General features: G+C 64.7%; 21 protein-coding genes. 9 read left to right on the plus strand and 12 right to left on the minus strand.

Annotated features, from left to right (window positions below; translation table 11 throughout):
* Nucleotides 1–4 precede the first annotated feature (4 nt).
* The gene (locus MHAR_RS07300; RefSeq protein ID WP_048144481.1) at nucleotides 5–526 is read right to left on the minus strand and encodes a YeeE/YedE thiosulfate transporter family protein; all 522 of its coding nucleotides are present in this window, start codon (nucleotides 524–526) and stop codon (nucleotides 5–7) included.
* Between the two features lie 150 nt (nucleotides 527–676).
* Here MHAR_RS07300 and MHAR_RS07305 point away from each other — a divergent pair, with 150 nt between their 5' ends.
* Nucleotides 677–1,582 (plus strand): SAM hydrolase/SAM-dependent halogenase family protein, encoded by a 906-nt coding sequence (locus MHAR_RS07305; RefSeq protein ID WP_187287788.1) that lies wholly within the window; start codon nucleotides 677–679, stop codon nucleotides 1,580–1,582.
* Between the two features lie 4 nt (nucleotides 1,583–1,586).
* On the opposite strand, the gene MHAR_RS07310 is transcribed toward MHAR_RS07305, so the two are convergent.
* The 6 genes from MHAR_RS07310 to MHAR_RS07335 form a co-directional block, all read right to left on the minus strand.
* Entirely contained in the window at nucleotides 1,587–3,389 is a 1,803-nt protein-coding gene (locus tag MHAR_RS07310) for an SLC13 family permease (RefSeq protein WP_014586972.1), read from the minus strand.
* Nucleotides 3,390–3,555: 166 nt separating this feature from the next.
* A complete protein-coding gene (locus tag MHAR_RS07315) occupies nucleotides 3,556–4,032 on the minus strand; it encodes a COG2426 family protein (RefSeq protein ID WP_014586973.1) in 477 nt (158 codons plus the stop codon).
* A gap of 93 nt (nucleotides 4,033–4,125) precedes the next feature.
* Entirely contained in the window at nucleotides 4,126–4,509 is a 384-nt protein-coding gene (locus MHAR_RS07320) for a hypothetical protein (protein WP_014586974.1), read from the minus strand.
* Nucleotides 4,510–4,722: 213 nt separating this feature from the next.
* Nucleotides 4,723–5,208 (minus strand): lamin tail domain-containing protein, encoded by a 486-nt coding sequence (locus MHAR_RS07325; RefSeq protein ID WP_187287789.1) that lies wholly within the window; start codon nucleotides 5,206–5,208, stop codon nucleotides 4,723–4,725.
* Between the two features lie 182 nt (nucleotides 5,209–5,390).
* Nucleotides 5,391–5,864 (minus strand): lamin tail domain-containing protein, encoded by a 474-nt coding sequence (locus tag MHAR_RS07330; protein WP_048144483.1) that lies wholly within the window; start codon nucleotides 5,862–5,864, stop codon nucleotides 5,391–5,393.
* A gap of 243 nt (nucleotides 5,865–6,107) precedes the next feature.
* The gene (locus MHAR_RS07335; protein ID WP_014586977.1) at nucleotides 6,108–6,575 is read right to left on the minus strand and encodes a lamin tail domain-containing protein; all 468 of its coding nucleotides are present in this window, start codon (nucleotides 6,573–6,575) and stop codon (nucleotides 6,108–6,110) included.
* Nucleotides 6,576–6,787: 212 nt separating this feature from the next.
* On the opposite strand from MHAR_RS07335, the gene MHAR_RS07340 reads away from it, so the two are divergent.
* Together MHAR_RS07340 and MHAR_RS07345 are read left to right on the plus strand one after the other, a co-directional pair.
* Entirely contained in the window at nucleotides 6,788–7,240 is a 453-nt protein-coding gene (locus MHAR_RS07340; protein ID WP_014586978.1) for a PPC domain-containing DNA-binding protein, read from the plus strand.
* Between the two features lie 94 nt (nucleotides 7,241–7,334).
* Nucleotides 7,335–9,161, plus strand: coding sequence for a YgiQ family radical SAM protein (locus MHAR_RS07345; protein ID WP_014586979.1), 1,827 nt, complete (start codon nucleotides 7,335–7,337; stop codon nucleotides 9,159–9,161).
* 1,270 nt (nucleotides 9,162–10,431) lie between these two features.
* On the opposite strand, the gene MHAR_RS07350 is transcribed toward MHAR_RS07345, so the two are convergent.
* The 4 genes from MHAR_RS07350 to MHAR_RS07365 are packed head-to-tail and all read right to left on the minus strand — an operon-like array spanning nucleotide 10,432 to nucleotide 14,357.
* Complete coding sequence (locus tag MHAR_RS07350; RefSeq protein ID WP_014586980.1) at nucleotides 10,432–11,469, minus strand: class I SAM-dependent methyltransferase; 1,038 nt, start codon at nucleotides 11,467–11,469, stop codon at nucleotides 10,432–10,434.
* Nucleotides 11,470–11,492: 23 nt separating this feature from the next.
* Entirely contained in the window at nucleotides 11,493–12,680 is a 1,188-nt protein-coding gene (locus tag MHAR_RS12500) for a vWA domain-containing protein (protein ID WP_014586981.1), read from the minus strand.
* Nucleotides 12,680–13,951 carry an ATP-binding protein gene (locus MHAR_RS07360; protein WP_014586982.1) on the minus strand — a complete coding sequence of 424 codons (1,272 nt, stop codon included), beginning with the start codon at nucleotides 13,949–13,951 and terminating at the stop codon, nucleotides 12,680–12,682. The genes MHAR_RS12500 and MHAR_RS07360 overlap by 1 nt, the downstream gene beginning before the upstream one ends.
* A gap of 1 nt (nucleotide 13,952) precedes the next feature.
* A complete protein-coding gene (locus tag MHAR_RS07365; protein ID WP_014586983.1) occupies nucleotides 13,953–14,357 on the minus strand; it encodes a hypothetical protein in 405 nt (134 codons plus the stop codon).
* A gap of 291 nt (nucleotides 14,358–14,648) precedes the next feature.
* Here MHAR_RS07365 and MHAR_RS07370 point away from each other — a divergent pair, with 291 nt between their 5' ends.
* From MHAR_RS07370 to MHAR_RS07390, 6 genes are all read left to right on the plus strand, one after another.
* Nucleotides 14,649–16,859 (plus strand): CDC48 family AAA ATPase, encoded by a 2,211-nt coding sequence (locus MHAR_RS07370; protein ID WP_014586984.1) that lies wholly within the window; start codon nucleotides 14,649–14,651, stop codon nucleotides 16,857–16,859.
* Between the two features lie 8 nt (nucleotides 16,860–16,867).
* Nucleotides 16,868–17,119, plus strand: coding sequence for a PRC-barrel domain-containing protein (locus MHAR_RS07375; protein WP_014586985.1), 252 nt, complete (start codon nucleotides 16,868–16,870; stop codon nucleotides 17,117–17,119).
* A 40-nt stretch (nucleotides 17,120–17,159) separates the two neighbouring features.
* Complete coding sequence (locus MHAR_RS13705) at nucleotides 17,160–17,333, plus strand: hypothetical protein (protein WP_187287790.1); 174 nt, start codon at nucleotides 17,160–17,162, stop codon at nucleotides 17,331–17,333.
* Between the two features lie 137 nt (nucleotides 17,334–17,470).
* A complete protein-coding gene (locus MHAR_RS07380; protein WP_143763339.1) occupies nucleotides 17,471–18,025 on the plus strand; it encodes a peptidylprolyl isomerase in 555 nt (184 codons plus the stop codon).
* A 117-nt stretch (nucleotides 18,026–18,142) separates the two neighbouring features.
* Entirely contained in the window at nucleotides 18,143–20,257 is a 2,115-nt protein-coding gene (locus MHAR_RS07385) for an STT3 domain-containing protein (RefSeq protein WP_014586987.1), read from the plus strand.
* 152 nt (nucleotides 20,258–20,409) lie between these two features.
* Complete coding sequence (locus MHAR_RS07390) at nucleotides 20,410–21,471, plus strand: hypothetical protein (protein WP_143763340.1); 1,062 nt, start codon at nucleotides 20,410–20,412, stop codon at nucleotides 21,469–21,471.
* A gap of 111 nt (nucleotides 21,472–21,582) precedes the next feature.
* On the opposite strand, the gene MHAR_RS07395 is transcribed toward MHAR_RS07390, so the two are convergent.
* Nucleotides 21,583–22,329, minus strand: coding sequence for a fumarylacetoacetate hydrolase family protein (locus MHAR_RS07395; protein WP_014586989.1), 747 nt, complete (start codon nucleotides 22,327–22,329; stop codon nucleotides 21,583–21,585).
* Between the last annotated feature and the right edge of the window lie 2 nt (nucleotides 22,330–22,331).

Here is a 22,331-nt window from a genome sequence, read left to right on the forward strand (position 1 = left end):
CGCCTCAGACCCCGGCCCCGAAGAGGACCATAGCCGTGGCCACCCCGCCGATGAAGAAGCACGCCACCGCCAGCCACGAGCTTGCGGCGAGCTGGGCAGTCCCGCTGATCCCGTGGCCGCTGGTGCAGCCCCCGGCCCACCGGGCACCGAGGCCCATCAGGACGCCTCCCGCGAAGGCGGCGGCGATCCGCAGGATCGGATCGGGTCCGAACCGAGCCGCCCAGAGGGCCGGGACCGCCTCCACCCGGAAGGACCCCGAGAGGACCGCCGAGAGGAATGCCCCGACGACGATGCCGAAGACGAGGACCACCTCCCAGTCGACGACCGGCTCAAACTTTCGATAGTAGGCCTTGGCCTCGACCTTCGATCCTCGAAACGCCCTCTCGATCATCCCGCTCCCCCTGGCGTAGGCGGATGAGGTGCCTATGGGCCGGTCAGAGAGGAGGAAGGCCAGGGTGTTCAAGGCCCCTATCCCAGCACCGACGACGTAGGGGGACCACAGATCCATCTCGAATTGCTCCATCATACGATCTCCTCGGTCTACCTACCTAGAGGCGGGACCTTCGGGGGACGGGTCCACCGACCAGGCCCGATCCTCTGGATGATCAATTTAAGTCGTCACATCTTTATAAAGCTGATACGAAGACGGGGACGGATCATCGTTGGAGATGAGAAGATGGATGGAAGACTATCTTTGAGGCTACTCATCACCCTCGCGGCGATGGCGGCGACCATCTCAGCCCTTCCCGGAGGGCTCGGCGACGCCGACCTGGGGGAGGCGGAAGGGCTGGTGGTCCTCCTCACCGACTACGGCACCTCAGGCTTCCGCGTCGGGGCCCTGGAGGGGTCGATATATTCGGAGAACCCCCAGGCCCGGATCTCCACCATAACCCATCAGGTCTCAGCCTTCAACGTCGCCGAGGGGTCATACCTCCTCGCGAAAGCAGCCCGGTATTACCCGCCGGGGACGGTCTTTGTGGCGGAGGTGAACCCCGGGGTGGGGACGGATGAGCGGTCCATCGTCGTCGAGACGGAGGACGGCAAGCTCTTCGTAGGCCCCGACAACGGTCTCTTCACCGACGTCATGGAGGATCTGGGGGTCGCGAGGGTTTGGGAGGTCAGAGGCCTGAACCTCACCCGTTCCGGGGGTGATCCCGTCACCTTCAACGGCGTCGAGGTCTACGGCCCTGTTGGGGCTATTCTGGCGGCCGGGGCCGATCCCGCCGGGGTAGGACCCGAGGTCTCCGATCCCGTGAGGCTCGAGCGGCAGAGGGCGGGGGTCGAGGGCGATGAGGTGGTGGGGGCCGTCGCCTACATCGACCCCTGGGGGAACCTGGTCACCAACATCCCCGAGGAGCTCCTCGGGGGGACGGATATCGGTCCCGGAGATCGGGTCGAGATCTCCGTCAACGGATCGAGGATCGATGCGCTCTTTGGCACGACCTACGCCGACGTCCCCGTCGGGGAGTGGGTCGTCCTCGTCGGCATCCTCGGTCGGCTGGAGATCGCGGTGAACATGGGGAGCGCCGCCGGGGCCCTGGGGGTCGCCGAGGGCTCCGCCGTCAGGGTCCGGGAGATCTGAGGGCTCAGAGGTAGAATAGATCGACCATCAGGGCTGCGACGAGGATGAAGATCACCGTCATGAAGCCTCCGGCCCTGATGTAGTCGGAGCTCGAGTACCCCCCGGGGGCCATCAGGAGGGCGTTGACCTGGTGGGTGGGGAGGATGAAGGAGTTGGAGGCACAGACCCCCACCAGCAGCGCGAGGGCCCTCGGATCGATCGCCATATCCCTCGCCATGATCATCGCCAGGGGGACGAGAAGGACCGTGGCGGCGACGTTGGAGATTGTGAGGGAGAGGAGGGTGGCGAGGGCTGCCACCGCCAGGAGGACGAGGATCGTCGGGGCTCCGCGGAGTTGGTCCATCATGCTCTGGGCGATGAGGCCCGCAGCCCCCGTCTCCTCCATGGCGATCCCCAGGGGTATCAGCCCCGCCAGGAGGACGATCGTCCTCCAGTCGATCGCTCCGTAGGCCTCGTCGATGGAGATCACCTTCAGGAGGACCATGGCGAGGGCTCCGGTGAGGAGGGCGATCGAGAGCTGAACCCCTGCGAGGGAGAGGGCGACAGCTCCGAGGAAGCATAGGGTTGCCGGGATCGCCTTCGACGGGTCGAGGACCCCCGCCTCCACCGGCGTCAGGAGGACGAAGTTCTGATCGGATCCGATCTTTCGGATCCTGTCCCAGAGGCCGTGGATGACGAAGGTGTCCCCGGGGCTGAGGGGCCGGTCGTCGAACTCCTTCCTCTCCTCCCTCGTCCCGCTGAGAAGGATGATCGGCTCTACGCCGTAGTTCCTCCGGATCGAGATCTCCCGGGGGGTCTTGCCGACGATGGGGGCCCGGGGCCTGACGACGATCTCCGCAAAGCCCGCCTCCGCCTGGCTGAGGAGGTCGCAGAACCTTGATTCGTCGGTGATCTTCCAGAGGTCGTGCTCGGCGGCGAACCGCTCTACATCCTCGGGCTCCCCGAGGAGCGCCAGCTCCTGCCCCGCCGCGAACCTCGTCCTCCGCCAGGGGGAGTAGGTCACCATCTTCCCCTCGACGATGGCGAGGAGGGTTATGCCGTAATTTCGCCGGAGCCGGAGGTCTTCCCGGGCCTTATCGACGAGGTCGCTCTTCCAGGATACGAAGTAGTAGCTGACGATGGAAGGGAGCCTCCAGGTCTCGATCAGGTCCTCCTGAGATCTGAAATCGTCCTCTGAGAGCCCTCTCTTCGGGAGGAGGCGGTCTCCGAAGATCATGAAGTACCCTATCCCCGATCCGAGGAGGACGATCCCGATCGGCGTCACGCTGAAGATCCCGAAGGGCTCCTCCCCTCCCTGCCTCAAGAGGTCGTTGAGGATGATGAGGGGGCTTGAGCCCACCATGCTGAGGGTCCCGCCGAGGATCGCCGCAAAGCCCATCGGCATCAGAAGTCGGGATGCTGGCGTCCCGGTGCTCTTGGATATCCTCAGGATGGCGGGGAGGAAGAGGGCCGCCGATCCGAGGTTCTGCATGAAGGCGGAGATCATCCCGACCACCGAGGAGGTGACGCCGAGGAGCCTCCTCTCGTCGGAGCCGGCTACCCGCAAGACCGCCCGGCTGATCCTGTTGACGACCCCCGCCCTCTCCATCCCCTTCCCCAGGATCATTATCGCTGCCATGGAGACGACGGCGTTGCTCGCGAGCCCCGATAGGGCCTGGGGCGGGCTGACGAGGCCGGTCAAGGCGAGGATGAGGACGACGATGATCGCCACCAGGTCCACTCTCACGGCCTCGGTGACGAATAGGAGGATGGCGACCGCCATCACGAGAAATGTCAGCTCCATCTCCAGAGAGATGCCCCAGACCATCAGCAACGGACCTCCTGCGACCTGATATCCCTTGGTTTTTCAGTCCTTAATAGAAGATGGCATCAATATATAGATCTCATCCTCTGAGATCCCGGTGGGCGAGAGACCGCCCCCCAGGGCCTCTTCATTGGAGGCTCCAGCCCCTCCCGTCACCCTGGCTCGGGGCTCAGAAGAGGGATATGATCCCCATCACCGAAGCCGTGACTATGCCTCCTGCGACGATCACCCCCGCGGCGATGGCGGAGAAGGCCTCTCTGAACCTGAGGCCGAAGATGAAGGCGATGGCGGAGCCGGTCCAGGCCCCCGTCACCGGGAGGGGGACGGCGACGAAGAGGGCGAGGGCGAAAAGGCCGTACCTCCGGTGCCTTTCCGCGTGCCTCTTATAAGTCCTGGTGAAGAGCCAGGAGAAGAAGGCGTGGCCGGGCCGGTATCGCATCAGCCAGCGGGATACCGGCTCCAGGTAGAGGAGGAGGGGGACGACCGGAGCCAGGTTTCCGGCGACCGATATGGCGTACGCCTCCAGGGGTGAGAGGCCGTATACGGCTATCCCCAGGGGTATCGACCCCCGGAGCTCGATGACCGGGGCCATCGCGAGGACGAAGGTGGCGAGCCACCCTGGCATCGAGCTGAAAAACTCTATCATAGGAAACCCTCGGGCTGCCCCGGGACGATCGCCCTCCCGGGATCGGCCTCGCCCTTTCGCGCCGGCGGGGCGGAGATCCCGGGCGTTCGGGCCTCACTCCCCGATCGATCCCCTGATCCTGACCGAAAGGACCGACTCGTCCTTGGGGGATGTGACGGAGACCGTCAGGTCCAGGGGGATTCTGCCGAGGGCTACCTTCAGCGGGCGGCCTTCGCTGCCTCCCACCTCCACCCCGATCCCCTCCGCCATCTTGGACAAGGCCTGGGCGATCTCCCGAAGGTCGGGGAGGCTGACGACCACGGGGGTATCCCGGTCGCCGCCCACGGTGGCAGATATCGGAGAATCTATTGCCACCGCCACATTCAGGGCTCCCTCCTTCCCCGGGCCCTTCACCTCTGCTACGATCGGATGCCTCTCGGCATCTTCGCTCCCCTGAACTACCGCCTTAGCATCCGCAATCACTTTCAGAGATATCATGAACTTCCACCTGGAAGCTAATTACGGCATCCTCTCATATAAATGAATGCGATGAGAACGGCGTCGGCCGACGGTCCGGCATCAGGAGCTTATGATGAAGTTTATGGGCCCACGCCCCCTCAATCAGGTTTTTTGCCATGGGAGATGGCCGCAGATGGTCAGGATTCTTCTCAATGCCGGCTGGACGCCTGCCACCCCCCGGGGCCTAGGGGTCTAAAGTCCCGCCCTCAGAACGTTCTCAGCCCCCGGGGTGGCCTTGATGAAGGCCCAGTCGGATCTGGTCCCGGTGTCGACGCCGTTGGGGTATCGGGACCAGGAGAAGTCGTTTCCCTCCTCGTCGTTGAGGGGGTGAGTCCGATCCACCTCAGCCCAGGAGTCGGTCCTCAGGACTACGGTCGCGTTATTTCCGTGGATCCAGCGCCGATCCCCCTCGGCGACGTAATAGCCCCCTGGCGGGATGGACGTCCCCTTCGGTATGGGTATCACCCCCGTCCAGATCCCGGGGGCTACGAGGGTCACCTCGATGGCGACGCTCCACTGGCCCAAATCCACCGGCTCTTCCCCGGAGTTGTAGAGCTCCACCCACAAGATCCCCTCCCCCGCGGGGTTCAGCTCCACCTCGTTTACGACGACCGATCCTGATCCGATGGCGGCGAGGACCGCAAAAGATGCTAAGAACGATGGCAAGATTAGTCTCATGATAACCCCCACATGATCCATCTTGAGAGCCGGGGCGCAAAGCCGTCCCGGCCTTCAGGATGAGATCGATCTTCGGATAAATAACCATATCGATCGGCGCGATGGGCGGCTCTCCCTCTGGCCGCCCCATCGAGGCCCGGGGACGATCCCGTTCCCACGCCGCCGTCGGCTTTGGCCTCGGATCAGGAGTTGGGGGCGTTCTTCGTCCCGATGCCAAAGACCCAGTCGGACCTCTGGTCGGAGTCAAACCCGTTGGGATGCCGAAAGTTGGTGAAGAAGTTATTGCTGTGGTCGGAGAGAAGGGGGGTCTCGTCGACTACGGCCCCCTCATCGGTCTTGAGGATCACCGTCCCGGTCCCGGTATTGTGGATCCACTGTCGGTCCCCCTCGGCGACGAAGAAGCTGCCGGGGGCCATCACCGTGTCCTGAGGTATCTTCATGACCCCGGTCCAGGATGGACTCTGGTCGACGATCCAGACGGACCAGCGGCTCACGTCCACCTCTTCTATGCCGTTGTTGTAAAGCTCCACCCACTCGTTCCCGCCCTCGGGCGGACCCAGCTCCACCTCGTTGATGACGACGCCGCCAAGACATGCCATCGTCGACGCCAGAACTCCCAGCAGGGAAGCCAGGAGCCTCACACCATCTCTCTTCATTACGAAAACCCCCACACCAATCCGATATCCTCCTGCCCTAGGGCAGACTGCCGGAGATGCCGGGCTGAAAGATCTCCAGATAAATAATCGTATCGATCGATGGAGGGAGAGGCGAGAGGGCTCCCGCCCTCCGCCCCGAAGCCGGCGGATACGATGAAGGTCCGGACCTCCTCGGTCCTGAGGACCGGGTCCGAACCCTCAAAAATCAGATCCCATAGCTTCCGTCTCCATCGGGCCCCCCGATCAGCTGAGGACGTTTTCGGCCCTGGGGGTGGCCTTCATCAGCTTCCAGTCGGACCTCTGGTCGGTGTCGAGGCCGTTGGGGTAGCGGCCGTAGGTGAAGTCGCTGTCGCCGTCGTCGACCATCTTATGGGTCTCATCGACCTTCATACCGATCGCGTCCACCAGGGCCACGGAGCCCTCATCCTCTCCTCTCCACTGAGGATCGCCCTCGGCGATGTAGTACCCTTTCGGAGAGATGACCGTCCCCTGGGGGATGACGATCGGCCCGGCCCAGGGGAGGTTGTATATGGTGACGACCCAGCCGGAGATCTCGACCGCCTCGTCCCCTCCATTATAAAGCTCCACCCATCTGGTGGCGTTCCCGGGCGGATTGATCTCCACCTCGTTTATCACTACCGATCCTGCGCCGGTCGCCGAGAGGGCGACGGCTATGTAGAGAGATATCAATATCCCTGACGTAACTCGCATGGTTCAAATCCCCCCGAAGGGATGCGATGGTCCCGGCCTCTCCGGAGCCTCCCCCTAGAGAGCTTCTGAGTAGATAACGGTATCGATGGCCTCTCCAGATCGCCGTCCTCCGATCTCTCTCGCCCGATGGGCAGAGGCCCTCAAGGGGTCTGAAGCCCTCTTCCCCCGCCGGGGTCGGGGTTTATTACGTCGGGGCTCCTGGAGTACCCCTCATGGAGTATTCGGAAGGGCGGCTGGCGAGGGTCTTTGTAATCAGGATGGAGGAGGGGGAGGAGATGATCGGATCTCTCGCGAGATTCCTGGCGGAGAAGGGGGTCGAGAGCGGGATCGTCCACTTCCTGGGCGCCCTCCGGGAGGGGCGGCTGATCATGGGGCCGAGGGAGGCGAGGGTCCCTCCCGGGCCGCCCTTCGTCGAGGATCTGGAAGGCGGCTGGGAGATCTTCGGCCTTGGGACCGTCTACCCGGGTGAAGGGGGGGCGCCTTCCATTCACATCCACGCCTCGGTGGGGCGCGCCGGTCGGGGTCTGACCGGCTGCCTGAGGGAGAGAGCCCAGGCCTACCTCGTCGTCGAGGCGGTCGTCTTCGAGGTCGTCAGCCTCCGGGCGAGAAGGTCCGTCGACGAGAGGACGGGGCTCTTGCTGCCTGAACTGGAGGAGAGGGTGTAGATGGGGGGTTGGGCGAGGCGGCTTGGAAAGAGAGACTGGAAATGGCGCAGATGAGGGGGCTATGACGAGGCGTAAGAGGGGCGGGCGGAGGCGTATGAAGCAGCGGGGTCCATCGCCTCTGCCGATATCGATGGAGGAGGCGAGGCGGGACGGCATCGACCGCTTCGACGTCGTCCTCGTCTCGGGGGACGGGTACGTCGACCACCCCTCCTTCGGGGTCGGGCTGATCGGCCGGGTCCTCCAGGATGCGGGGTACTCCGTCGGGGTCGTACCCCAGCCGGACTTCAGGCGCGAGGACGACTTTCGTGCCCTTGGAGCGCCCCGGCTCTTCTTCGGCGTCGCCTCCGGAAACGTCGACTCCATGGTCAACAACTACTCACCGGCCCTGAGGCGGCGGAGGCGGGACGTCTACTCTCCGGGGGGGCGGCCCCTCCGCCCCGACCGGGCGGCTATAGTCTACGCCAACCGGGTCCACGCCCTCTTCCCCGACGTTCCCGTGATCCTCGGCGGGATCGAGGCGAGCCTCCGGAGGTTCGCTCATTACGACTTCTGGTCGGACTCGGTCCGGGGCTCCATCCTGGCGGACGCACCGGCGGACCTGGTCGTCTACGGGATGGGGGAGAGGCCGATCCTGGAGGTAGCCCGCCGGCTGGCCGGGGGGGAGGAGGTCGGGGCGATCAGGGACGTCCCCGGGACGGCCTTCAAGATGGAGGTCCGGGAGTGGAGGGTCAGCGAACGCCAGGGGCTCGTTGAGATCCCCTCCTTCGGGGAGGTGGCGGCGGATAAGATGAGGTACGCCGAGGCCTTCCGCCTCCACTACGGCGAGCAGGACCCCTTCCGGGGCAGAACGATAGTCCAGCCTCACCCCAAGACCGTCGTCGTCGCAAACCCGCCGTCCCTCCCCCTGACGACGGAGGAGCTGGACGAGATCTACGAGCTCCCCTTCACCCGGGCCGCCCATCCCTCCTATCGGGAGGAGATACCCGCCCTGGAGCCGGTCCGGTTCTCGATCACCACCCATCGGGGGTGCTTCGGCTCCTGCTCCTTCTGCTCCCTCACCCACCACCAGGGGAGGATCGTCCAGAGCAGGTCGATCGAGTCGGTGGTGAGGGAGGCGGAGGGTCTGACGAGCCTCCCTGGGTTCAAGGGGGTGATCCAGGACGTCGGCGGCCCCACCGCCAACATGTACGGGATGGCCTGCAGCCGCTGGCGGGCCGGCGCCGGAGCCGCCGGAGGCGTCGGCGCCTGTGCCGACCGGCTCTGCTCCCCCGACTGTCCTACCCTGAAGGCAGACCACCGCCGCCAGGTGGAGCTCCTCCGCCGACTGCGAGAAATTCCGGGCGTCAAGCGGGTCTTCGTCACCTCCGGGATCCGCCACGACCTGATCCTGGCGGACCGGACCGGCGCGGGGGAGGAGTATCTCTACGACCTCTCTTGCCACCACGTCTCCGGCCATCTGAAGGTGGCGCCCGAGCACGTCTCCGATCGGGTCCTGGCGAGGATGCATAAGCCCCCTCGGGCCGCCCTGGAGGAGTTTCGGGACGAGTTCAAAAGGGCGAGCCGGAAGGTGGGCAAAGAGCAGTACCTAGTCCCCTACTTCATCTCCGGCCATCCCGGCTGCGAGCTCCGCGACATGGTGGAGCTCGCCGAATACCTCCGGGACCACCGGCTCCGCTCCGAGCAGGTCCAGGACTTCACGCCGACGCCGATGACCGTCTCGACCTGCATCTACCACACAGGCCTCGACCCCTTCACCGGCAGTCCCGTCCACGTCCCCCGGGGGCGGGAGAAGGAGATCCAGCGGGCTCTCCTCCAGTACTGGGATAAGAGGAATGAGGGGCTCGTCCGGGAGGGCTTGCGCCTTGCCGGCCGGGAGGATCTCATCGGCGACGGGCCGGAATGCCTGGTGCCGAAGGGGTGATCCGGCTTCCTCAGGTCCCCTCCCTTCCGGAGGATTTGAGGACCCCTCCAGGGGATGGGACGGTTGGGCCGCCAGCTATAAATATATATAACGATTAAATATACAGTTTGCCGCCTCGTGCAAGGGTTGGTGGGCGGACCGTGGGCTGAAAGTTCCCGACGATGCTCCAATATCCGGGGTGACTGAAGCATGCTCCTCAACCGGAGGAGCATGGCGTGGCATGGAAGGCTGGCCGATCAGGACCCTCCGGGATAGGAGATGCACGCCTTCGTGGCAACGCATTCGGGCAACGAGCCAGCGAGATGAGAGCTCCGGCGGCGCGGAAAAGATTTGCGCGCCGTGATGGGCGCAGCAATTCGCCGGGGAACTCGCGATAATACGCGGTCGGGAGCATGGGGCGGCACATTCCCTCCTCTTCGGATAGTTAAATATATTTTTCTGGAATAAAAAATCTCTTCTGCCCTCATCGGCCGCCATTACCGTCCCAGAGGAAGAGAAACTCATGGGGGAGGCCGCCGGGAAGTTTGAGCCCCACCTCTCCATAGCTGGTGCCGAGCCGACCAATAACAGTAGATAATGGTCCCCGGTATGGCATCTGTAACCTAGAAATATCGTCGTCCTCGGTGGAATAGCAGAGAGACTTTGATTCATGGAAGCATTCTGGCCGCCCTTGCTTCGCAGAGGGAACCTGGACTCAAAAGTCTGACGATGCTGACATTGGATCTGGCCGGCTGAACACGCGCCTTCGGATTAATGGACTTCGTCATGCTTTGACGTAGCGGACTAGGTAGATCCAGAACGCTATGCCAAGGACGATGATGGCTGCCAGGATCGTACCAATCACTTTTATCACCTCCAGGACTATTATTGCCATTACATTAATTCGTCTCAACGGTTAAGTACCTTTTCTCCTCCGGCAGGAGAAGATCACCAAGATCGAGGCGGCGGATCCGCGCCGCGATGCGGCGGCCGGGAGGAGGGCTGGAGCTTCCGCCCGGCGATGCCCGGAATAGTTGTGGAAGGATCCTTCCCCTTCGGCGCCGCAGATGAAAGGGGATGATCTTCACGGCGTTATCACCGGCGCTTAAGTCATCAATCCCCTCTCGGCTTCGAGCCCCGAACGAAGTCGAAATACGGCTCTCTAATATCCGCGATCTTGAAAGGAGGGAGGAGCAAAAGTCGTTATAGGAGGGTAGAGGGAGAGAATTAGCCTACGACTTTTGCCACTTACCTTTTACGGCAATTAACGAATATATACTTTTCGGTTCCTCTAGGGTCCCGGCCCCGGCCTTCCGCCCCCTTCGGCCGCCACTCTCTTGTGAACTGCGAAGTCGATGACGATGTTGTACTGGTGGGGGGCGTAGCTCCGGACCACCCCTCGGCGGAGGATCTCGGCCTTGACGCCGGAGGCAGAAGCCGCCTCTTCGACGAAAGCCGTATCCCTGCCGAAGAGGTCGTCCTCGGGGGCGATGGCGTAGTAGTGGACGACCCCGCCGTCCTTCGCGACTTTCATCGCCGCCCCCAGGAAGTCGCGGGCGGAGTGGGGCAGGTTCATGATGACCCGGTCGGCCCGGTTCGCGAACTCTTCCGCGAGGTCCGCGGCGTCCGCCTCCAGAATGACCATATCGGTGATCCTGTTGAGGTTGGCGTTCTCCCGGAGGAGCCTCACAGCGTCGGGGTTCTTGTCGACGGCGACGACCCTCGCCCCCCGCTTCGCTATGAGGAGGGCGAAGGGGCCGACCCCGGCGAACATGTCGACGGCCGCCTCCCCCCGCCTCACCAGGCTTGCGACTCTCAGCCGCTCGGTGCCGAGGCGCGGGGTGAAGTAGGCCCGCTCCAGGTCGATTCTGTACCTCAAACCGTGCTCCCTGTGGACGGTCGTCGTCCGCGCCTCCCCGGCGACGTGTTCGAAACGCCGAGTCCGGTACTCCCCCTCCACCGCCGTCAGGGGCGATATCACCGCCCGGACGTTCCTGTGGACGGCGATGATGGCGGCGGCCGCCTCCTGATCCGCCCCCTCCAGGATGGCTATATCCCCCACCACCTCGAAGGAGGCTTTTCGGCCGAGGAGCCCCTCCACCGTCTCCCTCGGCTCCTCCTCACGAAACTCCGCCTCGACGAGGTCGAACTCTCCGAGGCTGGAAAGCTCCTCCTTCGCCTCGCGGGAGAGCTCCAGGATCGGCATATAAAGGTCTTCGCCCTCGGAGCGGATCTTCCGCCCCGGATCGAAGGCCCCCATCTCGACGAGCCTCCGCCGAAAGACCTCCCCCTCCCTCCTCCGGACCTTCAGCCCCAGGGTCGACGCCATCTCAATACCACCCTTCTGCTCCCTCACCGCCCCTCGGCTCTGGCAAGGCCCGCCGCTCCTCGCTGCTCCTCCTTGATGGCGGCGTAGATCTCCTCCTGGCTCGGCCTTCCCATCCTGACGTACCTCCCGCCGGCGGCGGCGCTGATCCTTCCAGCGAGCTCGGATCCCCCGGCGCCTACGTCCACCACCAGGAGATGGAACCCAGTCCTCTTCAGCTCCCGGGCCGCCTCCTCCGCCTCCTGGCCGGGGTCCCCCGCCACCTCCAGGGGGACGTTGGCGGAGCCATCGGTGATCAGGACGAGGATCGGGATCGCCGAGGGCTCTTTATCCCTCTCCCGGGCGAGGAGGGCGGAGCCTTTGGCGAGGCCGCTTGCGAGGGGCGTCGTACCGCCGTACTCGATCCCGTCGAGGTGCCTCTTCGCCGTCGCCGCCGCCGGGGTGAAGGGGAGGACCACCGCCGCCTCCCTCCCCGAGCAGGAGACGAGGGCTACCCTGTCCCTCCTCTGGTAGGCGTCTCTCAGAAGCTCCAAGACCACCCTCCTCGTCGCCTCGGAGGCCTCCTCCATCGAGAAGCTGGTGTCGAGGACGATGGCGACGTGGGTTGAGACCTTCCGACGCCTCACCTTCTCCCGGAGGTCCTCCTCCCTGACGGAGAAGCCCTCGACTCCTGCCTCACCCCCGGCCCCGACGGAGCCGCCGGATCGGGCCAGGGCTGCCCGGATGGTGGGGGCGAGGGCGACGTCCTTTGTCTTGGAGCGGGGCATCCGGGCCCGGACGTACCTACCCCGCTTTCCCCGGGCCAAGACCTCCGCCCTCCTCCCCGAGGCCGGCGACTTTGCGGCCGCCTTCGACCCCGACCGGGCGAAGCCGTCGAGGATCTCGCCGAGGTCGCAGGCCTCCTCCCCGGAGCAGGGCCGCCGGAGGAGCGCTTCCAGCTCCGGGACCCCCATCTCGATGAAGGTATCGTCGCCGAGGAGGACGACGGCGCCGATCTCTTCTAGCCTCAAAGAAGGTCCTCGGCTCTCCAGGACGGACCTGATCCGCCCGGCGTCCTCGTCGGTCATCATCCCCGCCCTCTTCCTGGGGAGCCTGATCCCCAGGACCGGGGCCCCGGCGAAGAAGACCTTGCACCCCCAATCCCGATCGAGGTTCCTCCGGAGGAGGGGGATCAGCTCTCCTGCCTTTGAGGATGGGGATTCTGACGGCTCCATCAGCCCACCAGCGATCGGAGCCTCTCGGGGCTGTAATCGCCTTCGTCGAAGGGGGTCTTCCTCATCCTGTGAGGCAGCACCATCTCCGCCGCGGCGACGATGTCGGCGGCCTCGACCCGCTCCCTCCCCTCGAAGGCGGCGTTAGCCCTCGCCGTCCGCTCGATCATGATGTCGGCCCGATGGCCGTCGACCCCAAACTCGATGGCTATTCTGGCTATATTTCGGAGCTCGCCCCTCCCGACGGCGACCCTGGGGAGGGCCTTCTTGGCGGCGACGATCCGGGATGTGAGTTTCCTATTCTCGGCCTCAAACCCCTCCCTGAACTTGGCGGGATCCTCGGAGAAGGCGTTGCTCCTCTCGATGATCTCCACCCGCTGCTCGACGTCGGATATTCCCTCCACCTCCACCTGGAGGGCGATCCTGTCCAGAAGCTGGGGACGGAGCTCCCCCTCCTCCGGGTTCATCGACCCGACGATGATGAAGCTCGCGGGGTGGCTGGCGCTGACCCCCTCCCGCTCGACGACGTTCATCCCCATGGCGGCGGCGTCGAGGAGGGCGTCGACGACGTAGTCGTCGAGGAGGTTGATCTCGTCGACGTAGAGGATGCCACGGTTCGCCTCCGCCAGGACCCCGGGCTCAAAGGCCCTCTCCCCCCCCCGGAGGGCCCGCTCCATGTCCAGGGACCCCACCACCCGGTCCTCCGTCGCCCCGACGGGGAGGTCGACGACCCGCATCGGCCTCAACTCCGTCGGCAAAACCCCCTCCGCCAGCCGCTCGGCGCACTCCCAGCAGAGCTTCTCCCCATCCCGGGGATCGCAGCCGAACCTGCAGCCCACCACCACCTCGATCTCCGGCAGGACCTCGGCGAGACCCCGGACGGCCGTCGACTTCGCTGTCCCCTTCTCTCCCCGGATCAGGACCCCCCCAATCGAGGGGTTGATGGCGTTGAGGATCAGGGCCCGCTTCATCTTCTCCTGGCCGACGATGGCGGCGAAGGGGTAGAGGAGCCTCTTCGACCTCGCCAGGTGGAGGGCGAAGGATCCGGACGTCCCGCTTTCTGCGGCCGTTGATTCGGGCCAGCCCGATCTGTCCGGGGCCTTCGAAGCGGCCGGATCCCGCCCGCCTCTGCCCCTTCTCTCGTTCTTAGCCGAAGATCCTCTCATCGTGGGGTCCGAGATCGAGTCCGGAGCCCCGCCGGAGCCGGCCTCGGAGGCCGACCCGGGGGAAGAGCCCCTTTCCCTTATGACGCCAGTGATCCTCAATATCTTCACCTCATGAGTACCTGAGCATGATCGCCGAGAGGAGGGTCACGATGAGCAGGAGGAGCCCCAAAAAGTAGAGGCCGAAGAGGGGGCTGAGGTTCGTCCTCTTCCTCTTGGTCGACAGGTTGTTGAGGTAGACGAGGGAGATGCTCATCGTCGTCATGAATATGATCGCTGATACCAGGATCACCGACCCCGCCACTATGACGTACTCCGCCGTCCAGGTGTATTTGCTGGCGTAGAGGAGGTCGAGGAAGAAGTCCTTGCCGTTCCTCTCGTAGGCGGAGGTGATCCAGAGCATGGTGTAGCCGATCTCCGCCGCCCCGATCACCGCCGAGGTGACGGCTATGCCGAGGAGGGTGAAGACCGAGCCGATATCCGAGACCGATACGTCTATCTCCCATTCCCTGTCCAAAAGAGCTCACCCGCAGGAGTTACGTCCTGGTGGATTAAAAGGGTTTAGATCCTTCCGCCCTGGGGGCGATGGCCACCCCGGCCGGGACCTCCCACCCACCCTCCGGCGAGGGCTCCTTCAATATATCCAATTTTATCTGAAGTTTTCCGGGAGGTGACCCCGGATATCTCCTCAAATGCCTTCCGGAAGGGGCCAAAAGCGTCAAATATAATACTGTATCAATTTACAATGTATCCCCGATCAGGATAGCCTTAAATCGATATAAGCCCATCATCACCAAAGGTGTGAGACGTGAAAGAGATTCAGCTCAAGGTGGCCAAGGCTTACCCCAACGACTCGGCCCGGGGGATCGCTCGCCTCGACCCCAACGCCCTCCTGACGTTGCGGCTCTCGCCGGGAGATATCATCGAGATCGAGGGGAGGAGGACCTCCGCCGCCAAGGTCTGGCGGGCCGACCGGCAGGACTGGAGCCAGGACTACATCAGGATCGACGGCTTCATCCGGCACAACGTCGGGGTGAGCATAGGGGACCGGGTGAAGATCCGGAGGGCGAAGGAGGCTGAAGCTCTCCGGGTCGTCATCTCCCCGCCGGCCGGGGCCCACACCTACTACGGCGAGGATGCCGCCGAGCAGATAAAGAGGCAGACTCTGAAGCGGCCCATCGTCCGGGGGGACGTCCTCCCCATCATGAGCTCCTCGGGCCACCCCTTCATCGGTAGGATGGAGGCGGTGCCCCTGGTGATCGCAGACACCGATCCGGAGGGGGTGGTGGTGATCACCGAGAGGACGGAGGTCTCCCTCCTCGACCGGCCCGTCAAGGGCTTCGGCTCGGTGAAGGGGACCGGCATCGCCTACGAGGACGTCGGCGGCCTCAGAAAGGAGGTCCAGCGGATAAGGGAGATGATCGAGCTTCCGATGAAGCACCCCGAGGTCTTCAACCGGCTCGGCATAGAGCCCCCCAAGGGCGTCCTCCTCCACGGCTCTCCGGGGACGGGAAAGACCCTGATCGCGAAGGCCCTCGCCAACGAGACGAACGCCAACTTCTTCTCCATCGCCGGCCCCGAGGTGATGTCCAAGTACTACGGCGAGTCCGAGCAGAGGCTCCGGGAGATCTTCGAGGAGGCGAACCGGTCCACCCCCTCCATCATATTCATCGACGAGCTCGACTCCATCGCCCCGAAGCGGGGCGAGGTTACCGGCGAGGTGGAGAGGAGGGTCGTCGCCCAGCTCCTGGCGATGATGGACGGCCTCAAGGAGAGGGGGCAGGTGGTGGTGATCGGGGCGACGAACCGGATCGACGCCATCGACCCGGCCCTTCGCAGGCCTGGGAGGTTCGATCGGGAGATCGAGATCGGCGTCCCGGACCGGGTCGACAGGCTGGAGATCCTCCAGATCCACGTCCGAAACATGCCCATCGACGGTTCGGTGAGCCTCGAGGACCTCGCCGACAGGACGAACGGATTCGTCGGCGCCGACATCTCCGCCCTCTGCAAGGAGGCGGCGATGAAGGTCCTCAGAAGGCACCTTCCCGAGATATCCTTCGACGACGACATCCCCGAGGAGGTGCTGGAGGAGATGTCGGTGACCGCGGATGACTTCGACGACGCCCTCAAGGAGATCGAGCCCTCCGCCATGAGGGAGGTCTTCGTCGAGATCTCCGACGTCACCTGGAGGGACGTGGGCGGGATGGGGCCGGTCCGCCAGGAGATCGTCGAGTCGGTGGAGTGGCCCCTGAGGCGGCCGGCGAAGTTCGAGGAGATGGGGATCCGGCCCCCCCGGGGCGTCCTCCTCTACGGCCCGCCGGGGACGGGAAAGACCCTCATCGCTAGGGCCGTCGCCCGGGAGACGAAGGCGAACTTCATATCGGTGAAGGGCCCCCAGCTCTTATCGAAGTGGGTCGGCGAGTCGGAGAAGGCGGTGAGGGAGGTCTTCAAGAAGGCCCGGCAGGTCTCCCCCGCCATCATCTTCTTCGACGAGCTCGACGCCATCGCCCCCATGAGGGGGATGGAGGAGGGGCCCAGGACGAGCGAGCGGGTGGTGAACCAGCTCCTGGCGGAGCTCGACGGCCTGGAGACCCTCAAGGACGTGGTGGTAATAGGCGCCACCAACAGGCCGGACATCATCGACCCCGCCCTCTTGCGGTCCGGGAGGTTCGACCGCCTCCTCTTCGTCGGCCCCCCCGATCGGGCCGGGAGGCTCGAGATCCTCCGGATCCATACAAAAAAGACGCCGAACGGGGACGACGTCAGCCTGGAGGAGCTGGCGGAGCTGACTGAGAGCTTCGTCGGCTCCGACCTTGAGTCCCTCTGCCGGGAGGCGGTGATGCTCGCCCTCCGGGAGGACCCGGAGGCTTCTGAGGTGGAGATGAGACACTACCGGGAGGCGCTTAAGAGGGTCAGGCCCAGCTTCGAGGAGAATATGGGGCGGTACTACGAGCGGATCAACGAGCGGTTCAGGGGCGGCGTCAAGGTCGACCCCAGCTCCTATCTGGGGTACCGGTGAGGTGGATTATGCCGAAGATTTACGCCCGGAGCCTCGCCGGAAAGGAGATCGTGACCATGGGCGGCACGGTTCTGGGAGAGCTGGAGAACATCATCCTCGACCCCGAGACGGGACGGCTGATCGACCTCCTCGTCAAGCCCGACCCGGAGATCGACCCCGCGCGGTACCGGCGGGAGGGGAAGCTCATCCTCGTCCCCTTCTCCTCGGTCTGCGCCCTCAAAGACTACATCGTCGTCGACGAGAAGAGGGCGGAGAGGTAGAGGGGGCGGGGCGGCCGGAGGAACGGTCCCGCGGAGGGATTTGATCTTGATAAAGCCCATCACCGGCCTCTTTCTCGTCTTCTGGGGGGCGATGAAGGTCTATCAGGGGTGGCTGATCCTCGATGGAGGGGTGGAGTTCGGGGCCGCCGTCATCCTCCTGGGAGGCCTGGCGGCACCAGTCGGCGGCCTCTTTCTCGCCGACTCCTGGAGGTGAGATGCCGACTTTCCTTTGGAGCTCGTATAGGTATGACGGGCCTCCTCCATCCCGCCTCAGGAGCCTCTGATACCATCAACCTCTCTCTCAGCCGGGAAAAGTATAACTTACCCCGCCTCCACCATCCCTCGACGACCATGACCAGATCTTCCATCCTTCTGGGAATCCTATTCATGCTCGCAATCTTTGGAGCTGGTTGTTTGACAGAGAGAGAGGAGAAGGCTTTGGGGCCGGAGGGGACGATCGTCCTCCTGGAGACGAACATGGGCGAGATCAAGATCCGGCTTCGCGACGACATGCCCGTCACCGCCGGCAACTTCGAGAAGCTGGCGGCCGACGGGTTCTACGACGGCGTGATCTTCCACCGGGTCATCGACGGGTTCATGATCCAGGGCGGCGACCCTTCGGGAACGGGCCGGGGCGGTCCCGGCTACACCATCAAAGACGAGTTCGCGGCCAGGAACAGAAACGACCGGGGGACGATCTCGATGGCGAACGCCGGCCCCAATACGGGGGGAAGCCAGTTCTTCATAAACCTCGTCGACAACAACCGCCTAGACAGGATGCACCCCGTCTTCGGCGAGGTGGTCGGTGGCATGGACGTGGTGGACATGATCGGGAGGGTGAAGACCGGCCCCGGAGATCGGCCCACGAAGGACGTGGTGATCGTCAGGGCCAGGATCTTATCCTGACCCTCCCTTTTGGTGGGGGCTCCTGTCCTCGATCCGCTCTGTCACAACCTGTAAATACCCTCTCTCCCGATGGCATAGAAAGACCTATGGGGGAGACTGAGGCTGGATCGAGGAGAGTTGAGGGACGGGGCGGGTTTATTCGCCATCTTTCTTCTCGGCCTCCTTCTGAGGATGGCCCCGATGAGGGGCGCCCTCGTCGGCGGAGACATCCTCTTCTACGGCTCCGACTCCTTCTACCACATGAGGAGGATCCTCTACACCGTCGACCACTTCCCGTCGACTCTCTGGTTTGATCCCTCCATCAACTACCCGGAGGGGCTGGAGCTTCTTTGGCCCCCCCTCTTCGACCAGGCCGTGGCGGGGGCCGCCCTCCTCCTGGGGGCGGGATCTCCGAGGTCGGTGGAGATGGTCGCCGCCGTCGCCCCCCCGATCCTGGGGTCTCTGACGATCATCTCCGTCTACCTCCTCGCCCGGGAGCTCTTCGGCCCCCGGGCCGCCCTCCTCTCGGCCCTCCTCTTCGCCATCAACCCCCAGCACGTCAGCATCAGCATCTTCGCCCGACCGGATCACCACGTCCTCGAGACCTTCATCCTGGTGAGCTTCGTTTTCCTCCTCGTCCTGGCCCTGAAGAGGGGGGATGGATGGCCCTGGCCTGGGGCCGCCGCCGGGGTCTCGGCTGCCGCCCTCGCCTACACCTGGATCGGAGCCGCCGCCTACTTCGGGGCGTTCCTGGCCTTCGTCATCATCGCCGCCACCCTCGACCTCCGCCGGGGGGTCTCATCTCGCCCCTGCCTCCAGGTATTCCTCCTCGTCTTCGGGGTCGCCCTCGTCCTCGCCCTCCCCTTCTGGTGGGTGGGGTGGATGGCCCCCTCATTTTTCGCCCTCGCCGCCGTCCTAGTGACGACGGCGGCCCTCCTACCCCTCACCGGGGCGTTCTCCAGGAGGGGCGTCCCCTGGATCGCTCTACCCCCCCTCCTCCTCCTCCTCGGCTATCTCCTCTTGTCATCAGCCTTCGCCCTCGAGGGGTGGCTGGGGGTCCAACGGCTCCTCGACGAGGGGATCGACTACTTCTTCGGCGGCGCTCTCTCCTGGCAGGTGGCGGAGGCGGTCCCCCTCTACGGCGTGGTCAGGCCCTTCACCGTCGTTGGATTCAATCTGACGGCGGCGGTCCTGGGATTCGCCCACCTCTGGCGTTCCGACATCGATAGACTCCAGCTCCTCTTCCTCGTCTGGACCGTCTCCCTCCTCCTCCTCGCCGTCTTCCAGAACCGGTTCCTCTACGTCTTCTCCGCCAGCATGGCGGTCCTCATGGCCCTCTTCTTCCTCAGGGCCGCCACTCTCCTCTCCGATGGAGGATGGCGGCTAGGAGACCGGAGGATATCGAGGTACCTGAACCCCCTCCTCCTCATTCTTCTCCTCCTCCCCTCGGCGGTGAGCGTCTCGGAGGTCTTCTCGATCCGGCCGGCGGTGGTGGAGTCGGGGTGGGACCGCCCCCTCCAGTGGCTGGAGGAGAGGTCGGCGGACTCCTCCGCCCCCTGGGAGGGGGATACGGCCGCGGGGGCTGGGGTCCTCACCTGGTGGGACCGGGGGAACTGGGTCCTGTACCTCTCCGGTTGGCCGGTGGTGGCAAACGGCTTCCAGGCCGGGGCCGAGGATGCGGCCCGGTTCTTCATCGCCGAGGATGAGGCGGCGGCCCTGGAGATCATGGACGCGAGAAGGGCCCGTTACGCCTTCACCGAGTCGAGGCTCCTGGGCCCGGGGCTTGCGACGATCGTCCTCTGGGCGGGGGAGGACCCCTCCGAGTACGGAAGGATGGCCGGCGCCGGCCCCGAAGGGGGAGGAAGGTTCCTGAGGACGACCCTGGCCCGGTGTCACCTCACCGACTGCCGGGAGATGAGCTCCCTCCGGCTGGTCTACGAGTCGGATCCGGGGGTGGGGTCTGATCAGGTCAAGATCTTCGAGCGGGTGGCTGGCGCCCGGATCCGGGGCGCCTGCCCCGGGGATGGGCCCGTCACCCTCTCTCTGAACCTCACCACAAACCAGGGCCGACCCCTGAATTACACCAGGAGCGGTCTCCCCAGGGACGGCAGGTACGAGATGGTCGTCCCCTACTCGACGGGCAGGGATGGGGGCCTGGCAGCATGCATCGCCACCTCCGGCGGCGAGAGGAGGGGCATCTTGATCAGCGAGGATGCCGTCCTCCAGGGAGGGGAGATCATCGTCGACCTCTGACCCATTCACCCTCCAAAAGTCTTAAAGCCAATCGGTCAGAATCGATCCCGTCGGATAACTCCTATGTAGAGGAGGCGGCCCCTCTCCGGGGATGACCGGATCGGTGGCTATTTCAAAGATGCCGCTACATGGGATCTCTGCGAGGATATGCTATGAAACCGGCTCTAACGTTCATGCTCGCGATCGCTCTCGTGGTCTGGGCCCCTGCCGTTCAGGCTCAAGAGGTCGTGGATATCTACTCGGACCTTCAGTCCTGCGACGTCACCGTTACGGGGGATGTGGCCGGGTGCGTCCTCCAGCTGGATCTATCATCGAGGAAGGCAGGCCCGATCCAGACTAAGACCCTCGATCTCGACGGTCCTGGGACCTGGGTCGCCACCTGGGACGTCGGCGGGGCTGAGGATGGCAGCTACACCGCCTGCGCCAAGCTGATCCGGGAGGGCGAGGCGATCTCCGAGAAGTGCAGCGACTTCCACTACGGCGGGAGGGTGAGCATCAGGTTCGACGTCCGGGACTCCCACGCCGACCACCGGGGTATGACCCTCCTGGTCTATTCAGGAGACCCGGCGGTGGTGGACATCTACTACATGCTCCTCGAGGGCGATAAGGCGGTTTACGTATCGAAGAGGGAATCGGTCCCCATCTCTGGCTCTTACGGCTCCCCCTCCGACCTCTCTCTGGAGTGGAAGCAGCTCCTGGAGAACGGCCGCGAGTACGGGGGGCGGGTTAAGATCGTCGAGAAGAAGAACGGTCAGACCAGGGCCTTCATGAACCGGTTCACCGCCATAGACGACGCCGAGATCACCGACACCTACCAGGACGAGACCGGGGCCAGCGCCACGGTGATGGGGAGGTCCCGGGTCCCCTTCGAGGGGTCCCTCCGCTTCGACCTCCGCCAGAACGGCGCTCCCCTCGCCACCGTCGAGGAGAGGACGCCGATCCTCTTAGCCGGGGACGACGAGACGGTGGAGATATCCTGGAACGGAACCCTGGAGCCGGGGATCTACAGGCTCACCATCCAGCTCCTCGGAAACGACGGCGACGTCATCGATATGGAGGAGAGCATCATCGAGGCGAAGATCCCGCCGAGGCCCCCGGCCGTCGCGCCGCCGCAGGAGGAGGGGGGCGGGGGCGCCCTCACCATCGCCCTCGTCGTCACGATCCTGGTGGCTGCCGCCGCGGCTCTCTTCTTCCGGCGCAGGAGAGGTGGATAGCCCGAAAAAATCCAAGAGGTCAGAGGGCGGGACCGACGGAGGGCCCCAGGTCCGGTCCGGGGCCCACCCTCTCCCCGGCCCCAGGACGCCTCGGCTTTTTATCAGCGATCCTCAGCCGCTCTTCTCGGGGTCGGCAACGACCCCCCGGACGACGGGGTTTCTGAGGGTCCCAAGCCCTTCCACCTCCACCTCCACCAGGTCTCCGGCGGAGAGGGAGCCGACACCGGGGGGCGTCCCCGTGGCTATGACGTCGCCGGGGAGGAGGGTCATGATCCCGCTTATGAACTCCACCAGCTCCGGGATCGAGAATATCAGGTCCGAGGTGTTGGAGCTCTGTCTCACCCTTCCGTTGACCCTCGTCTCGATGGCGAGGCTCGAGGGGTCGGCCTCGACGACGTAGGGGCCCAGGGGCGCGAAGGTGTCGAAGCTCTTCGCCCTCGTCCACTGGCCGTCCCTCCTCTGGAGGTCCCGGGCGGTGACGTCGTTGAAGTTCGAGTAGCCGAGGATGTACTCCTCCGCCTCGAAGGCGCGGACGTCCCGGCACCTTCTGCCGATCACCACCGCCACCTCCCCCTCGTAGTCGACCTGGCTGCTCGAAGGAGGCATGACGATATCGGCGCCGGGGCCGATCACCGCCGTCGGAGGCTTCAGGAATATGATCGGCTCCGTCGGAAGGTCCATCTTCAGCTCCTTTGCGTGGAGGAGGTAGTTGAGGCCGACGCAGACTACCTTGCTCGGCGCGGCGGGGGCGAGGATCGCGACCTCTCCGATCTCGTAAGCCGTGCCGTCCGTCTCGATGGAACCGTCGGACACTTTCCCCTGGCGGACGACGCCGTCAAATAGGAACCTGGCGATCATTT

This window comes from Methanothrix harundinacea 6Ac (assembly GCF_000235565.1).
Classification (GTDB): Archaea; Halobacteriota; Methanosarcinia; order Methanotrichales; family Methanotrichaceae; genus Methanocrinis; species Methanocrinis harundinaceus.